General features: G+C 70.4%; 20 protein-coding genes. 8 read left to right on the forward strand and 12 right to left on the reverse strand.

Features of this window, described 5'->3' with window-relative positions:
- Positions 1-58: 58 nt before the first annotated feature.
- The 3 genes from AB0L64_RS16475 to AB0L64_RS16485 form a co-directional block, all read right to left on the reverse strand.
- A complete protein-coding gene (locus AB0L64_RS16475; RefSeq protein ID WP_363710946.1) occupies positions 59-1,414 on the reverse strand; it encodes an adenylate/guanylate cyclase domain-containing protein in 1,356 nt (451 codons plus the stop codon).
- Positions 1,407-3,134 (reverse strand): FAD-dependent oxidoreductase, encoded by a 1,728-nt coding sequence (locus AB0L64_RS16480; RefSeq protein ID WP_363710947.1) that lies wholly within the window; start codon positions 3,132-3,134, stop codon positions 1,407-1,409. Before AB0L64_RS16480 ends, AB0L64_RS16475 begins: the two co-directional genes overlap by 8 nt.
- 114 nt (positions 3,135-3,248) lie before the next feature.
- Positions 3,249-4,844: a M4 family metallopeptidase gene (locus AB0L64_RS16485; protein ID WP_363710948.1), complete on the reverse strand. Its 1,596-nt coding sequence runs from the start codon at positions 4,842-4,844 to the stop codon at positions 3,249-3,251.
- 168 nt (positions 4,845-5,012) lie between these two features.
- On the opposite strand from AB0L64_RS16485, the gene AB0L64_RS16490 reads away from it, so the two are divergent.
- Positions 5,013-6,101 carry a DNA primase small subunit domain-containing protein gene (locus AB0L64_RS16490; protein ID WP_363710949.1) on the forward strand — a complete coding sequence of 363 codons (1,089 nt, stop codon included), beginning with the start codon at positions 5,013-5,015 and terminating at the stop codon, positions 6,099-6,101.
- Between the two features lie 77 nt (positions 6,102-6,178).
- Complete coding sequence (locus tag AB0L64_RS16495) at positions 6,179-6,652, forward strand: carboxymuconolactone decarboxylase family protein (protein ID WP_363710950.1); 474 nt, start codon at positions 6,179-6,181, stop codon at positions 6,650-6,652.
- A gap of 9 nt (positions 6,653-6,661) precedes the next feature.
- Here AB0L64_RS16495 and AB0L64_RS16500 read toward each other — a convergent pair whose 3' ends face one another.
- Both AB0L64_RS16500 and AB0L64_RS16505 read right to left on the reverse strand, forming a co-directional pair.
- Positions 6,662-7,417: an SDR family oxidoreductase gene (locus AB0L64_RS16500; protein ID WP_363710951.1), complete on the reverse strand. Its 756-nt coding sequence runs from the start codon at positions 7,415-7,417 to the stop codon at positions 6,662-6,664.
- A 68-nt stretch (positions 7,418-7,485) separates the two neighbouring features.
- Entirely contained in the window at positions 7,486-8,274 is a 789-nt protein-coding gene (locus AB0L64_RS16505) for an SURF1 family protein (protein WP_359929414.1), read from the reverse strand.
- 57 nt (positions 8,275-8,331) lie between these two features.
- Here AB0L64_RS16505 and moaA point away from each other — a divergent pair, with 57 nt between their 5' ends.
- On the forward strand, positions 8,332-9,351 hold the full coding sequence (gene moaA, locus AB0L64_RS16510; RefSeq protein ID WP_363710952.1) for a GTP 3',8-cyclase MoaA: 1,020 nt from the start codon (positions 8,332-8,334) through the stop codon (positions 9,349-9,351).
- 48 nt (positions 9,352-9,399) lie between these two features.
- Here moaA and AB0L64_RS16515 read toward each other — a convergent pair whose 3' ends face one another.
- Together AB0L64_RS16515 and AB0L64_RS16520 are read right to left on the reverse strand one after the other, a co-directional pair.
- Positions 9,400-9,603, reverse strand: a complete 204-nt coding sequence (locus AB0L64_RS16515; RefSeq protein WP_359929410.1) for a hypothetical protein — start codon at positions 9,601-9,603, stop codon at positions 9,400-9,402.
- 190 nt (positions 9,604-9,793) lie between these two features.
- The gene (locus AB0L64_RS16520) at positions 9,794-10,177 is read right to left on the reverse strand and encodes a DUF3099 domain-containing protein (RefSeq protein ID WP_363710953.1); all 384 of its coding nucleotides are present in this window, start codon (positions 10,175-10,177) and stop codon (positions 9,794-9,796) included.
- A gap of 159 nt (positions 10,178-10,336) precedes the next feature.
- On the opposite strand from AB0L64_RS16520, the gene AB0L64_RS16525 reads away from it, so the two are divergent.
- The 5 genes from AB0L64_RS16525 (at position 10,337) to AB0L64_RS16545 (ending at position 14,745) form a co-directional block, all read left to right on the forward strand.
- On the forward strand, positions 10,337-10,549 hold the full coding sequence (locus AB0L64_RS16525; protein ID WP_363710954.1) for a dodecin: 213 nt from the start codon (positions 10,337-10,339) through the stop codon (positions 10,547-10,549).
- A gap of 73 nt (positions 10,550-10,622) precedes the next feature.
- Positions 10,623-11,327 (forward strand): 3-oxoacyl-[acyl-carrier-protein] reductase, encoded by a 705-nt coding sequence (fabG, locus tag AB0L64_RS16530; RefSeq protein ID WP_355690565.1) that lies wholly within the window; start codon positions 10,623-10,625, stop codon positions 11,325-11,327.
- Positions 11,328-11,351: 24 nt separating this feature from the next.
- Positions 11,352-12,128, forward strand: coding sequence for an enoyl-ACP reductase FabI (gene fabI / locus AB0L64_RS16535; RefSeq protein WP_363710955.1), 777 nt, complete (start codon positions 11,352-11,354; stop codon positions 12,126-12,128).
- Positions 12,128-13,813: a Mur ligase family protein gene (locus tag AB0L64_RS16540; RefSeq protein ID WP_363710956.1), complete on the forward strand. Its 1,686-nt coding sequence runs from the start codon at positions 12,128-12,130 to the stop codon at positions 13,811-13,813. The genes fabI and AB0L64_RS16540 overlap by 1 nt, the downstream gene beginning before the upstream one ends.
- 47 nt (positions 13,814-13,860) lie before the next feature.
- A complete protein-coding gene (locus AB0L64_RS16545; protein WP_363710957.1) occupies positions 13,861-14,745 on the forward strand; it encodes a hypothetical protein in 885 nt (294 codons plus the stop codon).
- 10 nt (positions 14,746-14,755) lie between these two features.
- On the opposite strand, the gene AB0L64_RS16550 is transcribed toward AB0L64_RS16545, so the two are convergent.
- From AB0L64_RS16550 to AB0L64_RS16570, 5 genes are read right to left on the reverse strand one after another with little or no spacing between them, the layout of a single operon-like run.
- A complete protein-coding gene (locus tag AB0L64_RS16550) occupies positions 14,756-15,940 on the reverse strand; it encodes a Dyp-type peroxidase (RefSeq protein WP_363710958.1) in 1,185 nt (394 codons plus the stop codon).
- A complete protein-coding gene (locus tag AB0L64_RS16555; protein WP_363711142.1) occupies positions 15,937-16,404 on the reverse strand; it encodes a copper chaperone PCu(A)C in 468 nt (155 codons plus the stop codon). The genes AB0L64_RS16550 and AB0L64_RS16555 overlap by 4 nt, the downstream gene beginning before the upstream one ends.
- Before the next feature lie 49 nt (positions 16,405-16,453).
- Positions 16,454-19,258, reverse strand: coding sequence for a cyanophycin synthetase (gene cphA / locus AB0L64_RS16560; RefSeq protein ID WP_363710959.1), 2,805 nt, complete (start codon positions 19,256-19,258; stop codon positions 16,454-16,456).
- 7 nt (positions 19,259-19,265) lie between these two features.
- Positions 19,266-20,336 (reverse strand): cyanophycinase, encoded by a 1,071-nt coding sequence (locus tag AB0L64_RS16565; protein ID WP_363710960.1) that lies wholly within the window; start codon positions 20,334-20,336, stop codon positions 19,266-19,268.
- Positions 20,337-20,362: 26 nt separating this feature from the next.
- Complete coding sequence (locus tag AB0L64_RS16570) at positions 20,363-21,730, reverse strand: glycoside hydrolase family 16 protein (RefSeq protein ID WP_363710961.1); 1,368 nt, start codon at positions 21,728-21,730, stop codon at positions 20,363-20,365.
- Between the last annotated feature and the right edge of the window lie 61 nt (positions 21,731-21,791).

Here is a 21,791-nt window from a genome sequence, read left to right on the forward strand (position 1 = left end):
CGTTCCAAGGTCCAACACGTGAACACCCGGTGCCCGTCCGAAAGGCACGGGTGATCATTCACCCGAGCGCGTCCAGCCGGAATACCTCGACGGGCTCGGCCTTGCCCTTCAAGCTCACCAGTCCGAGCGATTCGGTGCGGGCCTGCGGCAGCAGCGCCTTCGTGGCCGCCCCGATCGCGACCGCCCCGCCCGGAGCCTTGCCCTCGATCCGCGACGCCACGTTCACCGTGTCGCCGATGACCGTGTGGGTCCGTCCGCCCTCCGTCCCGAGCAGGCTGACGGACGCGATCCCGCTGTTGACCCCCACCCGGAACTGCGGCCAGTTCGGGTGCGCCGCCCGGACGGCGGTGGCCGCCTCCTGCAGCGCCAGACCGGCCTCGGCCGCCCGCCGCGCGTGGTCAGGCTGATCCCCGCGCTTGTTGAACGTGACCATCAGCGCGTCCCCGATGATCCGGTCCACGTCGCCGCCGTGCCGCCGGACCACCGGCGGTACGACGACCTCGAAGTACGTGTTGAGCATCGCCGTGACCTCGGCCGGCTCGTGCTGCTCGGAGAACGCGGTGAACCCCTGCAGATCCGCGAACAGCACGCTCAGCTCGCGCTGCCCGGACACCGTGTCCTCCTGGTACAGGTCGGCGAACCGCTCCTCGTACCACTGGATCCGGACGCCCACCACGACCAGCACGAAGGCGGAGAGCAGCAGCACGTGCCACTCCCACCACGACAGCGCCCAGTTGCGGGCGAACACCAGCGCGACCATCGCCTCGCCGAGCAGCACGAACGCGGAGATCATCGACAGCAGCATGAGCGAGGGCCGCGCCCACCACGTCCGCAGGTACCGGGCCGCGGCGACGCCGTACAGCAGGATGGTCGGTACGGCGAGCGCGGCGAGGATGCCGTCGGCAACCTCGGGAACGGCCCGGCCGTGCAGCGGCCACAACCGCAACACCGACGCCAGTGCCCACAACGCCATCAGCACGAGCAGAGCGACCCGCAGCCTTCGCCCCAACGCGATGCCGGAGACGGTCAGGCTCGACAGGAACGCGAACACCGACGCCAGCGCCACGCCTACCGGTGTGGCGAGCGTGAAGCCGGCGTTCGGCGTGTCCAGGAGCACCTTGGGCGTCGCGAGCGCGTGCAGTCCCAGGAACCCGGCGGCCGACAGGAATGCCAGCGACACGAACAGCACCCGCGCGTCACCCCGTCGTACGGCGGCCGCTCCGGTCGTGTAGGCGAGGACGGCGCTGAGCGCGGCGGTCAGCAGCACCAGCCAGAAGTGTGTGGGGTGGTGCTCGAAGTGCATGTCGAGCTGTGGCCTTTGCAGGAGCAGTATCAGGCCCGCGAGCGGGATCATCAGCACGAGCGCGGTCAGGCCGACCATCGCCGGCGAGTACACGAACCGGCGCTCAAGCATCCGAACGAACCTTGAGATGGGTGTGGATCTGCGAGACCACTACCGATCCCTCACCGACCGCGGACGCCACCCGCTTCACCGACGCGCTCCGCACGTCCCCGACCGCGAACAGCCCTGGCACCGTCGTCTCGTACGGCTGCGGTGGCCGGTCCTCGTGCCACCGGGGATCCGCCGCGGCGTCCGACCCGGTCAGCACGAACCCGTGCGGATCCCGTCCCACCTGCTCCGGCAGCCAGTCGGTCCCGGGAACCGCACCGATCATCACGAACAACCCGTCGACCGGGATCGTCTCCTCGGCACCGGTCGGCCGGTCCCGCAGCACGATCTCCTGCAGCCGGCCCTCGCCGCCCCCGCCGACCACCTCGCTCGACGCCCGGACGGTGACGTTGTCCGCGGCGTCGATCGCATCGATGAGGTACCGCGACATGCTCGCGGACAGGTCCTCGCCACGGATCACCAGCAGCACCCGGCGGCAGTACCGCGCGAGGTGCAGAACCGCCTGGCCCGCCGAGTTCCCGCCACCGACCACGCACGCGTCCCGGTCCTTCAGGCCGTGCGCCTCCGAGACGCTCGCGCCGTAGTACACCCCGGCCCCGACGAGCTTCTCCAGCGACGGTACGCCGAGGCGCCGGTAGGACACTCCGCTGGCCAGGACCACGGCCCGCGCCGTGACCTCGCCCACCTCGCCGACGGTGGCGACGAACACGTCACCCCGCTTCTCCAGCCGCTCCACCGTGCGCATCAGCAGGAAATGCGCCCCGAACACCCACGCCTGCTGGTAGCCGCGCTGGGCCAGCTCCGAGCCGCGGATGCCCCGCGAGAACCCCAGATAGTTGCGGATCAGTGAGCTGGTGCCCGCCTGCCCGCCGATCGACTCGCGCTCGACGACCAGCGTCTGCAGCCCTTCCGACGACCCGTACACGGCCGCGGCCAGTCCACCCGGTCCGGCGCCGACGACCAGCAGGTCGAAGGACCGGTCCGCGTCGGGCGCGAGTGTGGTCGGCACGCCCCACGCCTCGGCGATCTCCACGTCGGTCGGATCGTGCAGCACCGGACCGCCCACCGCCGGCATCCACACCAGCACACCGTCGCCGGGATCGGGCTCGCCGATGAACGCCAGCGCGTCGTTCGCGAGCGCCGAGCCGCTCTCCCGGAACGCGCTCGGGATCCCGTTGCGGGCCAGCAGGCTGCGGATCGCCTGACCGCGGACCGAGTTCGGGGCCGCGATCACGACCACCTCGCGCCAGTTGGCGACCTCGTACCGCGACCACTCCTGGACGAACTCCGCCACTGTCCGGTGGAACAGTTCGTCGTGCGCGATCCACGGCTTCAGCACGTAGTAGTTGATGTCGCCGACCGCCATCGCGGACAGGATCGCCGACGCCGTCGTCCGCTCCGCCCAGGCACCCCACTCGATCAGCAGCGCGCGGCGGGCGTCGGGATGCAGCGTCCGCGACGCCGCGAGGATCTCCGCCCGCTCGTCATCGGGCAGCGAATGGTCGACCATCACGACCGCGACCCGTTGCTCCCAGTCGCGCGCCCGCCGCAGGCAGTCGAGCGCGGCCGCGGCCGTCACTTCGCCGCGGACCCGGAAGTCCGCGCCGAAACCACGATCCAGCTCTGTCTCGCACCGCTCCAGACGCTCCGGGTCAGCGTCGACGACGAGCAGTAACGGCCGCGCGGTCCGTAGTCGCGGCCCCTCCCCGGGGTCCCCACCCATGTCTGTGACGGTAGGTCGGCACACAGCAGAGGGCAATGCGATAAGAGGGACAAAGCGTTTGTTCGTCGGGTCCTGTCCGCCCCAGTGGGACAGGACCCGACGAGACCTAGTGCGTCAGTTGACGCTCACAGCCGACCAGGTGGCGGCGACCGCGGCCCGCTCCGGGCTGCTGGCGCCGTACAGGTCGGTGGCCGCGTTCAGCGTCGCGGTCCGGGCCTGCGCGTACGTCGTACCGCTGGTCATGTACGTCGACAGCGCGCGGAACCAGATCTTGCCGAGCTTGTCGCGCCCGATGCCGGCCAGGGTCGTGCCGTTGCAGGTCGACGCGTTGTGCGGCAGGCCGCCGATCGTCTTCGCACCGGTGCCCTCGGCGAGCAGGTAGGCGAAGTGGTTCGCCACACCCGAGGAGTAGTGCACGTCGAGGTTGCCGACCCCGGACGACCAGCAGTCCGCGGAGTTGCCGTCCTTGCTCGGCTTGTCCATGAACCGCAGCGCCGGGCGGTCCTTCATGATCTCCTCGCCGATGTAGTAGTCACCGGGGTCGGAGGCGTTGTTGGAGTAGAACTCGACCAGGGTGCCGAAGATGTCGCTGGTGGCCTCGTTCAGACCGCCGGACTCACCCGAGTAGGTCAGGTTCGCGGTGTGCTCGGTGACGCCGTGGGACATCTCGTGGCCGGCCACGTCGATCGAGACCAGCGGACCCGCGACGACGTTGTCGCCGTCGCCGTACGTCATCTGCTTGCCGTCCCAGAACGCGTTCACGTAGTTCGAGCCGTAGTGCACTCGGCTCGGGACGCCCTTGCCGTCGCCGAAGATGCCGTTGCGGCCGTGCACGTTCTTGTAGTAGTCGAACGTCGTCGCGGCGCCGTAGTGCGCGTCGACGGCCGCCGTGGCGCGGTCGGTGTTGACCCCGGTGCCCCAGTGGTTGTCCGCGTCGGTGAACCGGGTCGGAGCCGTGCAGCCGAACCCGAACAGCTGGCACAGCAGCGAGTCGGTCTTGTTGTTCGCGTCGGCGGTGTAGCCGCCGCCGCGGGTGGCGTCGGTCAGCGTGTAGCCGCCGGTCGCCGTGGAGGTCTGCAGCGGCACGGTCCCGCTGTACAGGCTCTTGCCGTCGCCGGTCGCGGTCTCGATGTGCTGCTCGCTCACGAGCTTCGCGCCGGTCAGGGCGTCGACAGTCGTGGTGATGCGGCTCGGCGTGCCGTCGGCCTGGGTGCCGACCGCCGTGACCAGGTAGGCGAGCCGTGGCGCGCCCTTGCGGGCCTCGATCACCAGACTCGGTTTGCCGTCGGCCTTGAGGCCCTTGGCAACCGCCTTCGCGGTCGCGGTCGCGCTGCCGAGCTTCGGCGTGCGGCCGACGTTCGCGCTCTTGCTGAGCGTCAGGCTGGCGCCCTCGAAGGCGCCGTCCTTCGACTGGTGGACGACGACGTCACCGCCGAGGACCGGGAGGCCGCCGATGGTGCGATCCATCCGGACATGGCTGGAGCCGTCCTGGTCGACGATCACGTCCTTGACCACGAACGCGTCGGCCGTGGTGGCCCGCAGTGCGGTCAGGTTGCTGCTGATCGCCTCTTTGGCCTTGGCGACGGCCGCGGCGGGGCTGGGGACAGGGGTTGCCGTCGGCGCTCCTGTTGCTGTGGTGGCGCTGGTCAGTCCGAGGGCGGTGGTGGTCGCCACTGCAGTCGCAGCGGCGAACAGGGCGGATCTGTTCATCCTCGCGCTCCTTGTCAGGTGTCCCGGGGGCCTCACGCCCCAGGAACGAGGTGCTGGAACGTTACCGCTCGGTCACCTACCGTGGCCAGAGGTCGAGAAAAGTTGCCTTTCCCGTGCGGCGCACGCAAATCCGGCCGTTGTGTCCGGCCGGGGCGATACGGTCGCTGCATGGCGAAGAGCACACCGGTGATGCTCACCGTGGGGGACCGTGAGGTCCGGGTGTCCAGTCCCGAGCGGGTGGTCTACGAGGCGACCGAGTGGGCTCCGGAGGTCACGAAGCTGCAGGTCTGCGAGTACTTCATCAGCGTCGCTCCCGCGTTCATGCACGCGTCCGGCGATCGGCCGGTCGCGCTGGAGCGCTGGCCCGGCGGGTGGCGCGAGGGGATGACGCTGTCGGTGGACGCGATCGGCCGGCAGACCGGGGACGGCTTCTACTCCAAGCGACTGCCGAAGGGCGCGCCGGACTGGCTCGTGACCTGCAGGGTGCTGACCCCGAACGGCCGCCCGATCGACGAGCTGTGCCTGACCGAGCCCGCCGCGGCCGTGTGGGCGGCTCAGATGGGCACGCTGACCTTCCATCCGTGGGCCGTCCGCAGCCGTGACCTCGAGCATCCCGACGAGCTGCGCATCGACCTCGACCCGCAGCCGGGGGCGACCTTCGCCGACGCGCGCCGGGTGGCGGGCGTCGCGCGGGAGCTCCTGGAGGAGCTGGGCCTGCGCGGGTACGCGAAGACCAGCGGCAACCGGGGCATCCACATCTACGTGCGGATCCGGCCGGAGTGGACCTTCGACGAGGTCCGGCACGCCGCGATCGGCCTCGGACGCGAGCTCGAGCGCCGCGACGACGGCGTCACCACCGCCTGGTGGAAGGAGGAGCGCGGCGAGGCCTCGATCTTCCTCGACTTCAACCAGAACCTCCGCGACCGTACCGTCGCGGGCGCCTGGTCACTGCGGCCCCGGCCGGGCGCCCCGGTCAGTACGCCGATGACGTGGGAGCAGCTCGCTGAAACCGATGATCCGCGCGCGTTCAACCTGCACACGGTCCCGGAGTATCTCGCCGACGGCGACCCGTGGGCCGGCATGGACGAGACGGCGTACCCGCTGGACGCGCTGCTACGGCTCTGGGAGGAGCTCCCCGGCGGCGAGCTGAACTTCCCGCCCGACTACCCGAAGATGCCGGGGGAGCCGCCGCGGGTCCAACCGAGCAAGAAGGTCGCCGAGCACTGGGACGAGCAGGGCAACCGGATAGGTGACTGACGTCACCTCACAACCGGCGGGCCTACCCTGTCGGAACAGGTGTCAGCAACCTGCTCATTCGCTAGGAGACACCTGTTATGGACGCTCGTCTGGACCTGTTCACCAACCCTGTCCTCGGCAAGTTCGTCAAGCACCTCAACACCGCGGCCCGGGGCGCGATGGACGCCGGCGTACCGCTGGCCACACTGGAGCTGGTCGAGCTGCGGGTCAGCCAGATCAACGGCTGCGCCTACTGCGTCGACATGCACTCGAAGGATCTCGCGCACCACGGCGAGACCGCGGTCCGGATCAACCTGGTCGCGACCTGGCGCGAAGCCACCGTCTACACCGAGGCGGAGCGCGCCGCGCTCGCGCTGGCCGAAGCCGGCACCCGGATCGCCGACGCCGCCGGCGGCGTTCCCGACGACGTCTGGCTGAACGCCACCAAGCACTACGACGAGGAGCAGCTCGGCGCCCTGGTCGCGGCCATCGCCGGCATCAACACCTGGAACCGCCTCAACGTCATCACCCAGCAGCCGGCCGGCGACTACGTCCCCGGCCAGTGGGGGTGATGGAGGCTCTCAAAGAGCGCGGAGGGCGCCGCCGTCGATCGGGATGATCGCGCCGGTGACGTAGGAAGCGGCGGGGGACAGGACGAACGCGGCGACCCGGCCGAACTCGTCGGGGGAGCCGTAGCGGCGCAGCGGGATGGTCTTCTCGGCGGCGCGCCGGGCGGCGTCGGGGTCAGCGGACCTGCCGTCCAGCTCCTTCAGCCGGTCGGTGGCGATCCGGCCCGGCATCAGCCCGTTCACCCGGATCCCGTTCGGCCCGAGCTCGTCGGCCAGTGTCTTGGCCACCATGGCGAGCCCGGGCCGCAGGCCGTTCGAGATCGCCAGCCCGTTGATCGGGGACTTCACCGACGACGACAGCACGAACGCGATCGAGGTGTCCTCCGCACCCGCCCGGGCGACCGCGCGAGCGATCCGCAGGCCGCCGAGGAACACGCTGTCGAACGCCGCCCGCCAGTCCTCCTCATCGGTGTCCAGCGCCGTCCCGGCGCGCGGACCGCCGACGCTGATCAGCGCGCCGTGCAGCGCGCCCCACTTGGCGATCGCGGTCGCGGCCAGCCGCTCCGCGCTGTCCGGGGACGCGTTGTCGACCGGGATGCCGACGACGTTCTCGCCGAACTCGGCGGCCGCGCGCGCGATCGATTCCTCGTTGCGGCTGGAGATGACCAGCCGGGCACCTTCGGCGGCCAGCGCCTTCGCGGTGGCGAAACCGAGCCCGGCGCTGGCGCCGGTGACGATGTAGGTGCGGTCGCGTAGTCCAAGGTCCACACCACCATCCTGCCGCACCGCCCCCGGCCGCGCACCTCGACCGTTCGTGGCCGACGGCAAACAGCGCGTCAGTCGCCGTGCTTCACGGGTTCCGGGGTTTCGTTGCGCGCAGCAACAACTGGCGGTTGCGGACCGGCGTCCCGGGTCTGCTGGCGGGAGAAGTACACCAGGCCGCCGAGCGCCAGCAGCGCGAAGAAGAACCACTGCAGCGCGTAGAAGAAGTGCGGCCCGTCGTCGATCTCCGGACCGGGGAACCCGCTGAACGCCGGGTCGTTGGCCGGTTCCTGCTTGTCGATCGTGAGGTAGCCGTCGTACAGGTCCAGCCCGAGCACCTTCGCGTAGTCGGGCCCGTTGATGAGCCGCGCCGTGCCGTCGTCCGGGGTGCCGCCGTTCGTGCGGCCGCCGCGCTCGCTGCGTTGCAGGCGGCCGGTGACGGTCACCTCACCGGCAGGCACCGGGGGAACGTGCAGCGGCATCAGCTCCGAGCTCTGCCGGGCCAGGAACCCGCGGTCGACGAGCACCGCCTTGCCGTCGGCGAGGACCAGCGGCGTGACGATCTCGAAGCCGGGCTTGTCCTGCACGTTGCGGTACTTCAGCACCACCTGCTTCGAGGCGTCGTACCGCCCGGTGACGACAGCGGTCCGCCACGCGTGCTGGTCACCCACGACACCCGGCGGGCCGACAATCTGGTCGATCGGCGCCGCGGGCGCGGCGAGGTTGGTCCGGGTCACCTCGTTGCGCGCCTTGCGTTCGTCGAGGCGGTGCAGCTGCCAGCGACCGAGCTGCACACACACGCCGGCGAGGAGGAGCACGCCGAGCGCGGCGGCGATCCAGCGGACGTTCATCAAGCGACCCACGTCTCGAACTTAAGCCATGCCCTGAAACGACCGGCGCGCGGCACGTACGCTGGGGGCGTGACGGTGACCCCGGAAGTGACGCGAACAGGGCTGGCGGACCGGTACGGCCGGGTCGCGACCGACCTGCGCGTCTCGCTCACGGACCGGTGCAACCTGCGGTGCACGTACTGCATGCCGGAAGAGGGCCTGGACTGGCTGGCGAAGCCCGAGCTGCTCACCGACGACGAGATCGTCCGCCTGGTGTCGATCGCCGTCACCCACCTGGGTGTGCACGAGATCCGCTTCACCGGCGGCGAACCGCTGCTGCGCCGCGGCCTGGTCGACATCGTCGCCCGGACGACGAGCCTCGACCCGCGCCCCGAGGTGTCGCTGACCACGAACGGGATCGGTCTGGCGCGCTCGGCGGCCGCGCTGAAGGACGCCGGTCTGGACCGCGTGAACGTGAGCCTCGACACGGTCGACGCGGAGACGTTCCAGAAGCTCACCCGGCGGGACCGGCTGAAGGACGTGCTCGCGGGCCTGCAGGCCGCGCACGACGCCGGCCTGACGCCGGTGAAGGTGAATGCGGTCCTCATGCGCGGCGTGAACGACGCGGATGCGCCGCAGCTGCTGGAGTTCTGCCTCGAACGCGGCTACGAACTGCGGTTCATCGAGCAGATGCCGCTGGACGCCCAGCACGGCTGGGACCGGACGACGATGATCACCGCGGACGAGATCCTCGGCATGCTCACCGAGCGGTTCCACCTGACACCGGACGACGCGTCGAAGCGCGGCAGTGCGCCGGCGGAGACGTTCCTGGTCGACGGCGGGCCGCGAACCGTCGGCATCATCGCCTCGGTGACGCGCCCGTTCTGCGGGGACTGCGACCGGGTCCGGCTGACCGCCGACGGTCAGGTCCGGGACTGCCTGTTCGCGCGCACCGAGTCGGACCTGCGGAGCGCGCTGCGGGCCGGCGCCGACGACGCCGAGCTGGCCGATCGCTGGCGTCGTGCGATGCTCAACAAACTGCCGGGTCACGGCATCAACGACCCGAGCTTCCTGCAACCCGCGCGGCCGATGTCCGCGATCGGCGGTTGACGGTCATACCGGCCCAATCCGGAAATGTACTTTTTCGGTACCGGATATTCACCTGACGAATGGCTCGACCTCGCGCAGGAATGACCGGCGTTCGAGGAAGTCGGACAAGCTGTCCTTGTGTTCGTCGCACGCCAGCCAGGTCTTGCGCCGGTCGGGGGTGTGGATCTTCGGGTTGTTCCACAGCAAGGCCCAGGTCGCCGGGTTCCCGCAGCCCTTGGCGGAGCAGACCGCAGGTGTGCCTTCTTCAGTCATCCGCGGGTGCCATTCCTCTGCATTCCTGATGTCTCAATAATCAATAGCCTGGGCAAAATGAAGCGACGTCGGACAGCCACGGGGGGAGCCGTCCGACGCCGCATCAAGTCCCTGAATTTCACTGGTGAACTTCAGAGCACGCGGGAGATTCTGACACGGATCAGTCCAAGTTTTCCAGTCCCGGCCGACATCACTTTTCGGTGTCGGCCGGACGGTCCTCGGAAGGGTCGCCGGAAGGCGCGTCGGACGTGTCGTTGTCGGCCCGTACGACGACCGTCGGACGGTCCCCGATCGCGGGCCGGGCGGGCGCCACGTACGGGTCCGCGGCGGGCTGGGTCGAGGACCGGTGGGCGTTCGCCAGCACCACCGCGAAGTACGGCAGGGCGATCGCACCGACGACGAACAGCCAGCGCCACGGCGACGGCGTGACGACGGCGAGCACGAAGCAGACGATGCGGATCGACATCATCCACGCGTAGCGCACGATCCGGCTGTCCAAGTCCTCGGACCGGCCGGGCTGCGCGCTCGTCACCGAGATGACCGTGGCGTCGCTCCGCTCGTGGCGTTTCGACATCTATCCTCCTCACAACAACGGTACGCCGCGCCGGTTCGGCAACCGAGCCCGGGCGTGGCCAGGCTGGAGAGAGGTTCGTCATGACCGAGCGAAGCGAGGGAATCATTCAACGCAGTCCGATCGTGCCTCAGCGCCGCCCGCAGCGAAGCGAGGACGGCGATGAGTAACCGCACCTACCGGGTCACCGAGATCGTCGGCACCTCGAAAGAGGGTCTGAACCAGGCGATCACCAACGGGATCACCCGCGCCGGGGAGACGCTGCGGCACCTCGACTGGTTCGAGGTGACCGACATCCGCGGCCACCTCGCCGACAACCAGATCGACCACTACCAGGTGACGATGAAGGTCGGCTTCCGGCTCGAAGACTCCTGACAGGTCCCGCGGGGTCGGGAGCACCCGCCCCGGTGGGATAGCGTTCCTCCGTCCGGCGATGTGAGGAGGGCTTGTGGGTAGGTCAGTGTTGGTGACCGGCGGTAGCCGCGGGATCGGGCTGGCGATCGCGACCGCGTTCAAGGAAGCGGGCGACCAGGTCGCGGTCACGTACAACACCAGCCCGCCGCCGGAGGGCTTCCTCGGGGTCAAGTGCGACATCACCGACCAGGAGCAGGTCGACGCCGCGTTCGACACGATCGCGGAGCAGCACGGGCCGGTCGAGGTGCTGGTGGCCAACGCCGGCATCACCCGCGACACGCTGCTGCTGCGGATGTCCGACGACGACTGGGACGCGGTCCTGCAGACCAACCTGACCGGCTCGTTCCGGGTCGCCCGCCGGGCCGCGAAGGGCATGCTGCGGCTGCGCAAGGGCCGGATCGTGTTCATCTCGTCGGTGGTCGGCCTGCTCGGCTCGCCCGGCCAGGTGAACTACGCGGCCAGCAAGTCCGGCCTGATCGGAATGGCCCGCTCGATCGCCCGCGAGCTGGGCAGCCGCGGCATCACCGCGAACGTGGTCGCCCCCGGCTTCGTCGAGACCGACATGACCGCGGTGCTGCCGGAGGAGACCCAGAAGCAGTACCTGAGCCAGATCCCGCTCGGCCGCTTCGGCCTGACCGAAGAGATCGCGAACGCGGTCCGCTGGCTGTCGTCGGAGGAGGCCGGCTACATCACCGGCGCGGTGATCCCGGTCGACGGCGGCATCGGCATGGGCAACTAACTCACTTCATCATCTAGAAAGGGCATGCCGGTGGGCATCCTCGACGGCAAGCGGATCCTGGTCGCCGGAGTCACCCTCGACTCGTCGATCGGCTTCGCCACGGCCAAGGTCGCGCAGGAACAGGGCGCGACCGTGCTGATCTCGAACTTCGGCCGCGCGCTGAGCATCACCAAGCGGATCGCGAAGCGGCTGCCGACCGAGCCGCCGGTCCTGGAGCTCGACGTCACGAACGCCGAGCACCTGGCCGCGCTGCCGGACGCCGTCCGCGAGCACGTCGACGGGCTGGACGGGGTCGTGCACTCGATCGCGTACGGCAACCCGGAGACGATCCTCGGCGGCAAGTTCCTGGACGGCCCGTGGGACGACGTGGCGCAGGCCGTGCACGTGTCGGCGTACAGCCTGAAGGCGCTCGCCGTCACCTGCGCGCCGCTGATGAGCCGCGGCGGCAGCGTCGTCGGGATGACCTTCGACGCGACCGTGGCCTGGCCCGGGTACGACTGGATGGGCGTGGCCAAGGCGGCCCTCGAATCCACCAACCGGTACCTGGCGCGTGACCTCGGCGCCCGGGGCATCCGCTGCAACCTGGTCTCGGCCGGTCCGCTGAAGACCCTGGCCGCGAAGGCGATCCCGGGCTTCGAGAAGTTCGAGGAGCCGTGGCTGGACCGGGCCCCGCTGGGCTGGGACCCGTCGGACCTCGAGCCCACCGGGCGGACCATCGTCGCCCTGCTCAGTGACTTCTTCCCCGCGACGACCGGCGAGATCGTGCACGTCGACGGCGGTTACCACGCGATGGGAGCGTAGTGGCAACGTCCTTGGTGGAGCTCCGCGTTCTCGACGGCGCCAACCTCTACTTCAGCCGCGCCGCGATCAAGCTGACGCTGGACGTGTCGGCGATCGCGGACGCGCCCGCACCAGCGGCGAAGGCGTACGCACAGGCGATCGGTCTCGGCGCCACCCGTCCGGGCCGGATCGGGTCCGGCTTCCGGCAGCGGTTCGCGATCCGGGTCGTCGGCCACGTCGTCCGGCGGATCGCCCGCGAGGCCGGGATCGGCCGGATCGGTGTCCGGGTCCGGCCGGAGGCCGACGTACGGCGGCTCGTGGTGGCGTTCCCGTGGGCGCACGAGGGCCGCGCGCGGGCGCTCGGCACCGCGATCGTCGAGGTGCTCGACGCGTTCGGGGCCGATGACCTGACCGACCTGATCACAGCTGTCGGGGAACGGGTCCGGGACGAGCCGCCGGGCAACCCGCCGCCGACGCTGCGGCCGAAGGTGCCGGTGGTCGCGGTCACCGGGACGAACGGCAAGACCACCACGTCGCGGATGATCGCGCACATCGGGCGGGCCGCCGGGCTGCACGTCGGCTGGTCGAGCACCGACGGCGTGTACTTCGACGGCGAACTGGTGAAGTACGGCGACTTCTCGGGCCCGAGCGGCGCGGGACAGGTGCTGTCGCAGCCGGGCATCCAGCTCGCGGTCACCGAGACGGCCCGCGGCGGGATCCTGCGCCGCGGCATCGGCGTCGCGTACAACGACGTGTCGGTGGTGACCAACGTCACCGCGGACCACCTCGGCCTGGGCGGGATCGACACCGTCGACCAGCTCGCGGAGGTGAAGGCCGTGATCACCCAGATCACCCGGCCGCGCGGCTGGTGCGTGGTGAACGGCGACGACCCGCGGACGTTCGCGATGCGGCTGGGCTCGCCGGCCAAGTGCTGGGTGTTCTCCCGCGACCCCGACTCGCCGTCGATCCGGACCGTGCTCGACGAGGGCGGCCGCGCGACGACCGTGCTGGACGGGTTCGTCACGGTGCTCGACAACGCCCGCGACCCGGAGCCGCTGCTCAAGGTGGTCGACGTACCGATGACGCTGTCCGGGCTGTCGCACTACAACGTCGAGAACACGCTGGCCGCGGCGTCGGCGGCGCTCGGTCTCGGGTTGCCGCGGGCCGCCGTGATCGAGGGACTGAGCACGTTCGCGCCGAACGAGAACAACCCCGGCCGGATGAACATGTACTCGCTGCGCGGCTTCACCGTCGTCATCGACCTGGCGCACAACGAGGCCGGACTGGAGGCGCTGCTCGAGATCATGAACGGCGTCCGGCCGGAAGGCGGCCGGCTGATGCTGGCGCTCGGATCGCCGGGGGACCGGGCCGACGACATGGTCGCGGCGCTCGGCGCCATGGGCGCGCGGGCCACCGACCGGGTGGCGATCGGCCACAAGAGCGACTACCTGCGCGGACGGCCGCCGGAGGAGCTCGAGGCGGTGTTCCGCGAGGGGGCCGCCTCGGTCGGCGTGACCGACGTACCGGCGTTCCCGACCGAGCTGGCGGCGGCGCAGGCGCTGGTCGCGGAGGCCCGGCCCGGCGACGTGGTGGCGGTGATGTCTCTGCAGCATCGGGCGAGTCTTGACGACTGGTTGCGGTCCGAGGGGGCTACTGTCGACACACCGGAGACCTTGAAGAGCAAGGTCGAGAGAGCCCAGCGCTAGCCCCTTCCGCCCCGCAACGGGACTGTCGGGGTGGGAACGGGGTTGTGATGCGCTACCTGTGGTCGATCCCGGCCGCGGTGGTCGCCTGGTTCGTGGGCGGCTTCTCCGCGACCTACCTGAAGGGTCTGCCGGAGGGTACGACGTCCTTCGTGCCGCCGCGGATCGACCTCGTGGTGCTCGGCGGCTTCGCCGGCGGGGTGCTGGCGGGGCTGCTGATCGGGCGGATCCGGATCGCCGTACCGGTGGTGCTGGTCGTTGCCGCGGGCATGTGGTGGCTGACCGGGAACTCCTTCGGCGAGCGCGACCTGCTGATCACGTTGCTGGTGGCAAGCGCTCTCGGCGGGTTCTTCGGCGCCCTCGGCGCCCGGAGCTCGGTGGTCGCCGCGTTCGCCCTGGCGCTGCCGGTGGCCTGGAGCGCGCTGCGCCCGGCCGAGCAGCTGGCCGACTGGCGGTGGCTGTGGCAGCTCAACGGGCTGCTGGTCGGGGCCGGGCTCGCGCTCCTGCTGTACGTCGCGTGCTGGAAGCGCGGTTGGCGGTCGGTGGGGGCCTGGCTCCCGCTGGCCGGGTTCTACCTGGTCTGCTTCGGTATCGTGGCGTCGGTCCGGCTGGTCAGCCGGTCGACCGGGAAGCCGATGGACACCGTCGGCAACGCCTCGACCGAGGCCTTCTTCCAGTCCTTCGAGCCGCTGCTGCGCGAGTACTGGCCGTGGATGGTGGTCGGCGTCCTGCTGGCGATCCCGATGGTGGCGCTGAAGCTGCGCGCCCTCCCGCCACCACCGCCACCGGTCGACCCGTACGCCAACAGGTCGAACGACGCCGTCCTCTCCGACGACCTCGACTGGATCGACGAGATCGAGCCACCCCGCCGCCTGCTCGCCCGCCGCCAACACGCCGAAGGGCCCTCTCTCGACGAGGGCTCAACCGTCAGTTAGGCGCCGGTGGTCAGCTCAGCAGCGTCTGGCCGAGCCACTCGCCGGGCCGGAAACCGGGTGGGAGGGCGAAGACGGCGGAGCCGATGGTGGTCGTCCACTCGTTGAGGGCGTCGACGGCGTCCAGCCGGGTCAGCAGCGGGAGGAACTGGCCGGCGATGTCGGCCTGGTGGCTGAGGAAGATCAGGCCGGACTCACGGGTCGCGCCGGTGTCGTGGACGTAGTTGAGGCCCTTGCGGAAGATCCGCCGGCCGTCGTTCTCGGAATGATGGGAGAGCCGGGCGTGGGCGTTCTGCGCGATGACCGGGCGGCCGTCGGCGTCGCGGGCCTCGAGGTCGAGTTCGTCGTGCTCGGCGGTGCCGGTCAGCGGTGCGCCGGTGGACAGATTGCGGCCGACGGCGCGTTCCTGCTCGGAGCGGGTCAGCTCGTCCCAGGTGTCGAGGTTCATCCGGATCCGCCGGACGACGAGCGTCGTACCGTCGCGGAACCAGTCGGGGCCGTCGGCCGACCAGACGGTCCGGTCGAACTCCGGCGTACCGAAGGCGGGGTTTCCGGTGCCGTCGACCTGGCCGAAGAGGTTGCGGCCGGTGACCGGTTCACCGTTCCGGCCGGTGCTGTCCCAGAAGCCGGTCTGCCGCCAGACCGGGGTCGCGAACGGCTTCGAGTCCGCGACCAGCCGCCGGACGGCATGCACCACGCTCACCGCGTCGTCCGCGCCGACCATCACCAGCAGATCCCCGCCCGACCAGCCGGCTTCCAGCCGGTCGTGCCGCATCACCGGCAGATCGTCCAGCCCGGCCGGCCGCTGTCCGGTCAGGTCGAACACCCGCGGCCCGAACCCGACCGTCACGGTCAGCCCCTTGTTCGCGGCGGCCAACTCCGGCGCGGTGTCGCCGGGCGCCGGACGTCCGTCCGCCAGCGCGACGATGTCATTGGTCCACAGCCGCATCAGCCGTCCCAGCCCGGACCGATCCGTGGACAGCTTGAACGCCACCAGCTCGGCCGACGCCGGCGCCGCGCGGGCGATCCCCGCCTGATGCGTTCCGTACGGCGAGATCGCCCGCGCCGGAGGCTGCACCGCAGTCCGATCGGCGCCAACGGCAACAACACCTGTCGCGCCGGCCACGACCCCAGCGGCAGCCACCCCGCCGAAGCCGAGCACCCGCCGCCGCGAGGGGCCGTCGGTGGGAGTGGTCATCGGGGAGTGGGGTGGTAGTGCTCTTCTTCTTCGGTGAAGGCTTTGACGGGGACTTTGAGGTCGTGAGTGGTGTTGTCGGAGAACGTCAGGGTGAGTGGCACCTCGTCGCCGGGGTTCAGGGGGTGCTTCAGCGACATCAGCATGATGTGGTCGCCGCCGGGGGAGAGGTGGGCGTGGGATCCGGCGGGCACGGTGACCCCGCCGGTCTTCTCACGCATCACCATCTTGCCGTCCTGGGTCGCCATCTCGTGCAGCTGCACGACGCCGGCCACCGGTGAAGTTGCCGAGGTCAACTTCACGTCGGTGTCGCCGGGGTTGGTCAGCGCCATGAACGCGGCCGTCATCGTGGTGTCCTTGGCGCCGGTTGTCGCCCGCACCCACGCGTCCTGCACGAGTACGCCGGGAGTGCCGGCCGCGACCTCCTGCGTCGCATTCGATCCGCAACCGGCGAGCAGGAAGGGCACGAACAACAGCAATAGCCTCGTCTTCACGCAACGGCCAACGAGACTTGCCCTAGGCAAGTTCCCGTGCGGGGTCCTCGGTGATCTCTTCGTCGGGTTGCACGAAGTCCGGGTCGCCGCCCTCGTCACCCGACCGGGCCCCGGCCTGCGCGAGATGGGACACCGATTCGAGCTCGGCGAGCACGGACTGGTGCTGATCGACGCACAACACCACGAGATCACCCGGGTTCGACCGCTCCAGCGCGAAACGGACGGCCTCGAGCTCGTCGAGGACGACGTCCACCCGCCGGCACCGCGCGCCGCTGTCCATCGCGGCCCGTACCCCGGCCGTGACCAGCTCCGCCGACTCGCCGCGCTTGCGGCCCCGCAGCCGGGCGTCCTCGCGGACCACGACCACGTCGAAGTGCTGGGCCGCGACCTCGCCGAGCTCGCGGATGTCGTCGTCGCGCCGGTCGCCCGCGGTCGCGATCACGCCGATCCGCGACGGCCGCCCGACCTCGGACGACGCGCTCAGGCTCTCGCCGAGCCGGTCGACGAAGTCACCGAGCATCCGCATCGCGGGCGCGTTGTGGCAGTAGTCGACGATCACGCTGCGCCCGTCGACGTCGATCTCGTTCAGCCGGCCCGGCGACAGGTAGTACGACGTGTTGAACGTCCGCAGGCCCTGCCGGATGTCGTGCAGCGGAGCACCCGCCGCGAACGCCGCCGCCGCGGCCGCCATCGCGTTCTGCACGTTCATCATCGCCCGGCCGCCGAACGTTGCCGGCAGCAAGTGGGTCCACGCGAGCTGCATCGACCGGCGGCCGTGCTTGACGACGATCATGTCGCCGAGGTCCGACCGCTCCAGCACCACGGCGCGCCCGCCGCGGCGGCAGTGGCCCTCGATGTAGTCGCGGATCTCGCTGCCCTGCTCGGCCATGCTGAACCACACGACCTGCCCCGAGCACTTGCGCCGCATCTTCCGCACCAGCGGGTCGTCGGCGTTCAGTACGGCGTACCCGGTCCGCGGCACGGCCTCGACGAGCACGGCCTTCACGTCGGCGAGCTGCTCGAGCGTCTCGATGCCGCGCAGCCCGAGGTGGTCGGGCTGGACGTTCAGCACGACGGCGACGTCGTTGCGCTCGTACCCGAGGCCCTCGCGCAGGATGCCACCGCGCGCCACCTCGAATACCGCGAAGTCGACGCGCGGGTTCTGCAGCACCATCCGCGCGGACTTCGGGCCGGACGCGTCCTGCCGGATCACCAGCCGCTCGTCGATCACGATGCCGTCGGTGGAAGTCATCCCGACCTTGCGGCCCATGCCCTTGAAGACGTGGCTGATCATCCGCGAGGTCGTCGTCTTCCCGTTCGTCCCGGTCACGGCGACGATCGGGATCCGGCTGACCGCACCGGGCGGGAACAGCATGTCCACCACGGGCTTGGCGATGTACTGCGGTTCGCCGACGGTCGGGTTGGTGTGCATCCGGAACCCGGGCGCCGCGTTCACCTCGCAGATCGCGCCGCCGGTCTCGCGGACCGGCTGGGTGATGTCGGGGCAGATGAAGTCGATCCCGGCGATGTCGAGCCCGATCATCCGGGCTGCCTCCTCGGCGATCTCGACGTTCTCCGGGTGCGCCTCCCAGGTCCGGTCGATCGAGATCCCCCCGGTGGACATGTTGCCGGTGAGCGTCAGCTTCACCATCACGTCCTCGGGCGGTACGTCGTCGAGCTCGAACCCCTGGTCGCGGACCAGCTGGCGGGCCGCGTTGTTGATCGTGATCCGGGTGAGGATCTTCTCGTGGCCGACCCCGCGGCGCGGGTCGGCGTTGGTGATGTCGACCAGCTCGGCCACGGTGTGGATGCCGTCGCCGACGACGTGCGCGGGCACGCGCTCGGCGATCGCCTCCATCCGGCCGTTGATGATCAGGCACCGGTAGTCCTTGCCGGTGACGAAGTTCTCCACGATGACGAATCCGCGCCGGGACTGCTCGGCGGCGATCGGGAACGCCTCGCGGACGGCGTCCGCGTCCTGCAGGTTCAGGCAGACGCCGCGGCCGTGGTTGCCGTCGAGCGGCTTGCACACCACCGGGTACCCGATCTTGTGCGCGACCGAGACCGCCTCCTCGACCGTCCGCACCGACTCCGAGCGCGGCACCGGCAGGCCGGCCGACGCGAGCAGCCGGGTGGTCAGGTCCTTGTCGCTGGCGACGTCGACCGCGATCGAGCCGGTCTCCGACGTCATCGTGGCCCGGATCCGCTTCGCGTGCACGCCCTGCCCGAGCTGCACCAGGCTGGCCTTGTTGAGCCGGATCCACGGGATGTCGCGGGACACCGCCTCGTCCACGATCGCCTGCGTGGACGGGCCGAACGCGGTCCGCTCGGCCTGCTTGATGAACTTCTCCAGCTCGGTGGTGAAGTCGAACGCCAGGTCCGGCTGGACGAGGTTGTTCACGAACCGGACGGCGAGTTCACCCGCCGCGAGCCCGACCGCTTCGTCGGCGTACGCGTAGGTGATGTTGTAGATGCCGGGCGACCCCTTCACCTGCCGGGTCTTGCCGCGCCGCATGTCGTGGCCGGCCTCCTGCTGCAGCTGCAGCGAGACGTGCTCGGCGATATGGCCGAGCCAGGTGCCTTCGTACAGCCGCTCGATGAATCCGCCCTTGCGGCCGCGCGAGCAGTGGTGCTGGTCGAGGCGGGGCAGGTCGGTGAGCAGCCGCTCGGTGAAGCCGGGGATGGTGTTCGACGGGAAGTTCTCCAGCGAGCCGAGGTCCACGACCAGGTGGATCGCGGGGTCGTAGCTCCAGACGTTCGGGCCGCGGTACACGCGGGTCTCGATGATCTTCAGGTCGGGGGCGGGCGTGCCTTGGGTTTCGGTCATTGGGGGGTCACTGTTCTGGGAGCGAGCGGTCGGGGGACGCAGGGTGCAGCGGGTCGGCACCGGCCGCCTGTGTTGGTCTGTTCAGGGGCTCGGTCGCCTCCGGTCTGGATTCCCCGGCCGCGGCAGATCTATTCGCCCGGCGGCCCGCCCGCCGCTTCCGCTCGGCGTAGTACGCCGGTGACACCCCCTCCGCGGCGATCTCCTTCGCGAGCTTGCGCAGGTCCGCCTCGGCGGCCGCGAGCTCGGCGTACTCCGAGGCGGCCGGCTGCGGGCCGTACGACAGCAGCACCCGGTTCTGCAGGTCGAACGTCGCGGTCGCCGGCAGCACGTGCAGGACGACGCCGGACGCCAGGATCGGCTCGGACCGCTTCGCGTTGTGGGCGTTCGAGGTGATCCGGGTGCCGTCGAAGATCGTCACGGCGCCGCGGCCGACGACCTCCAGGTGGCTGCCGCGGACGACCGCCGCGGTGTCCTCGTCGACGCCGATCCCGAGCAGGCCGGGGGACTGCGCGACCAGCGACAGCAGCCGGCCGTACCGGTTCCGCTGGGCGAAGTGCTGGTCGACGATCGCGCCCTGGACCAGGCCGAGACCGCCGGACAGCTGACTCATCCGCTGCCGCGGGGTGGCGCCGGAGCGGCCGAACGCGATCATGTGCTCGGCCAGGATGCTGGCGCCCGCCGACGTACCGCCGACGGCCGCGCCGCGCGCATGGGCGGCGGTGACCGCGCGGCCGAACGCCGTGCCGGTGACGACACCAGCGAGCTTGAGTTGGTTGCCGCCGGTCATGAAGATGCCGGTCGCGTCGTTCAGCGGGGCGATGAAGGCCGGGTCGTCGGCGTCCTCCCGATTCTCCGGGCGGACGCCGACCACGCTCTCGGCGCCGAGGGCCGCGAACAGCGCGCGGTACACGTCGACGACGTCGGGCCCCAGCGCGGACGCGGTGGGCACCACCACGATCCGCGCCTTGGACCCGCCTGCCGCCTCGACGAACTCCTGCAGCACAGTCCGCTTCTTCAGCTTGTCCTCGGCGCCGCCGATGGCGAACAGGGCACCCGGCCCACCCTGCAGTTCTGACATAAGCCGAAGAATAGGTGCTAGGTACCTCAGTGGCCGAACGTGAACCAGTTCAGGTTGACGTAGTCGGCCGGCTGGCCGCTGGTGAAGGTGATGTAGACGTCGTGTGTGCCGGTCACCGACGCCATGTTGGCGGGGACGGTGCGCCAGGACTGCCAGCCGCCGGTGTTGGCGATCGCGAAGCTGCCGATCGGCGCGTTGCTGCGACTGTCCAGCCGTACTTCGACCAGCCCGCTGACACCGCCCGCCGCGCCGGACGCGACCCGCGCCACGAACTGCGTCGCCGCGGTACTGCCGAAGTCGATCCCGCGGTACAGCGCCCAGTCGCCGTTACCGATCTGCTTCAGGTTCTGGCCGCCGCCGGTGTCGGTCGTGGTCTCCAGGCCCATGCCCGACTGCTGCGCGTACGACTCCGCCTGCAAGGTGCTGTACGCCGAGGAGCCGCCCGGCGGCGGTGTCGTCGGGGGAGTCGTCGTGCCGCCGCCTTTGGCGGTCACCGCGACGTAGTCGACGACCATCGGCCGGTCGGGGACGGTCGACGCGCGCGGCGTCGGCCCGTTCAGCGCGTCCGGGAACGCGCCGCCGATCGCGACGTTCAGCAGCACGAAGTAGCCGGCGTGCGAGGTCATGTTCGACCAGGTGTCGGCCGGGAACTGGCTCTGGCTGAGCGAATGGAACTGCTGGCCGTCGACGTACCAGCGCAACTGGTTCGGCGAGACCGACGTGTCCCACTCGAACCGGTACGTGTGGAACGCGGACTGGCAGGTCGAGCCCGGGCACGCGCGGCTGGCGCCGAGGCCGGTGGTCTCGTTGCACGGGCCGCCGGGGTTCACGCCGCAGTGCAGCACGCCCCAGACCGAGTTGATCCCGTTGACGTTCTCCATGATGTCGAACTCGCCGATGCCCGGCCAGTTCCAGTAGTTCCCGCGGTACGGCGACCCGAGCGCCCAGAACGCCGGCCAGTAGCCGAGGGCGGCGTCGCCGGTGACGTTCGGCATCTGGATCCGGCTCTCGATCGCCAGGACCCCGCCGGACGGCGGCTTGAAGTCGCCGCGCTGGGTCTCGATCCGGGCCGACGTCCAGTTGCCGGCCGCGTCCCGGCGCGGCGTGATCCGGAGGTTCCCGGCGCCGTCCAGGGACACGTTGTTCGGGCTGTTGGTGTAGTTCTGGATCTCGCCGGTGCCCCAGTTCCCGGGGCCGCCCGGGTAGCCGTGGCCGGTGTCGATGATCCAGTTCGAGCCCGACGGCAGACTGCCGCTGGGCCCGTTGAAGTCGTCACTCCACACCGTGGACCAGCCGGTGGGTGGAGTGGGTACGTCGGCCTGCGCGGCGACGCCGATCGAGACGACGGCGAGCAGCGGGACGACCAGGGCGAGTGCGAGGGGGCGGATCCGCATGTCGACCTCCAGGGGCGGTGGATGAGGCCAATGTGAGCGCTCTCACGGCAGTGTGTCAACA

Source organism: Kribbella sp. NPDC051936 (assembly GCF_040680955.1).
Lineage (GTDB): Bacteria > Actinomycetota > Actinomycetes > Propionibacteriales > Kribbellaceae > Kribbella.